Source organism: Acinetobacter sp. CAU_H_S170_2 (assembly GCF_058890445.1).
Genome location: NZ_JBZYAE010000007.1, coordinates 1 through 1,795 on the forward strand (window position 1 = coordinate 1; position 1,795 = coordinate 1,795).

Consider the following 1,795-nt stretch of genomic DNA (forward strand, 5'->3'; position numbering starts at 1 on the left):
AAGTGGTAGGGGAGCGTTCTGTAAGCCGATGAAGGTGTATTGAGAAGTATGCTGGAGGTATCAGAAGTGCGAATGCTGACGTGAGTAACGACAATGCGAGTGAAAAACTCGCACGCTGAAAGACCAAGGGTTCCAGTCCAACGTTAATCGGGGCTGGGTGAGTCGACCCCTAAGGCGAGGCCGAGAGGCGTAGTCGATGGGAAATTGGTTAATATTCCAATACTTCTATGTAATGCGATGAGAGGACGGAGAAGGTTAAGTCAGCCTGGCGTTGGTTGTCCAGGTGGAAGGTTGTAGGCATGTATCTTAGGCAAATCCGGGGTACTCTATGCTGAGAACTGATAGCAAGCTGTACTTGTACAGTGAAGTGGCTGATACCATGCTTCCAGGAAAAGTCTCTAAGCTTCAGTTACATAGGAATCGTACCCGAAACCGACACAGGTGGTCAGGTCGAGTAGACCAAAGCGCTTGAGAGAACTCTGCTGAAGGAACTAGGCAAAATGGTACCGTAACTTCGGGAGAAGGTACGCTGCCGACGGTGATAGGATTTACTCCTTGAGCTATTGGCAGCCACAGAAACCAGGCCCCTGCAACTGTTTATTAAAAACATAGCACTCTGCAAACACGAAAGTGGACGTATAGGGTGTGATGCCTGCCCGGTGCTGGAAGGTTAATTGATGGGGTTAGCGTAAGCGAAGCTCTTGATCGAAGCCCCAGTAAACGGCGGCCGTAACTATAACGGTCCTAAGGTAGCGAAATTCCTTGTCGGGTAAGTTCCGACCTGCACGAATGGCATAATGATGGGGGCGCTGTCTCCAGCAGAGACTCAGTGAAATCGAATTCGCCGTGAAGATGCGGTGTACCCGCGGCTAGACGGAAAGACCCCGTGAACCTTTACTGCAGCTTGACATTGAACTTTGATCTTACTTGTGTAGGATAGGTGGGAGGCTTTGAAACCGAGACGCTAGTTTCGGTGGAGCCAATCTTGAAATACCACCCTGGTAATATTGAGGTTCTAACTCTGCTCCATTATCTGGAGCGAGGACCATGTCTGGTGGGTAGTTTGACTGGGGCGGTCTCCTCCTAAAGAGTAACGGAGGAGTACGAAGGTGCGCTCAGCGTGGTCGGAAATCACGCGTAGAGTATAAAGGCAAAAGCGCGCTTAACTGCGAGACCCACAAGTCGAGCAGGTACGAAAGTAGGTCTTAGTGATCCGGTGGTTCTGTATGGAAGGGCCATCGCTCAACGGATAAAAGGTACTCTGGGGATAACAGGCTGATACCGCCCAAGAGTTCATATCGACGGCGGTGTTTGGCACCTCGATGTCGGCTCATCTCATCCTGGGGCTGAAGCAGGTCCCAAGGGTATGGCTGTTCGCCATTTAAAGAGGTACGCGAGCTGGGTTTAGAACGTCGTGAGACAGTTCGGTCCCTATCTACCGTGGGCGTTGGAAATTTGAGAGGATCTGCTCCTAGTACGAGAGGACCAGAGTGGACGAACCTCTGGTGTACCGGTTGTGACGCCAGTCGCATCGCCGGGTAGCTATGTTCGGAAGGGATAACCGCTGAAAGCATCTAAGCGGGAAGCCTACCTCAAGATAAGATTTCCCTAGGACTTTATGTCCTCTAAAGAGCCGTTGAAGACTACGACGTTGATAGGTTGGATGTGGAAGCATAGTGATATGTGAAGCTGACCAATACTAATTGCTCGTGAGGCTTGACTATACAACACCCAAACAGTTGGTGTTGTGGTTCAAATCACTGCAAACAACTTGATTTAGTTATAAAGCTAGATA

The 1,795-nt window shown here is 50.0% G+C and carries 1 rRNA gene; it reads left to right on the forward strand.

Going from position 1 to position 1,795, the window contains the following annotated elements:
- Nucleotides 1-1,724 (forward strand): 23S ribosomal RNA (locus tag AC5EUN_RS17665); the annotation flags it as partial.
- Nucleotides 1,725-1,795 lie beyond the last annotated feature (71 nt).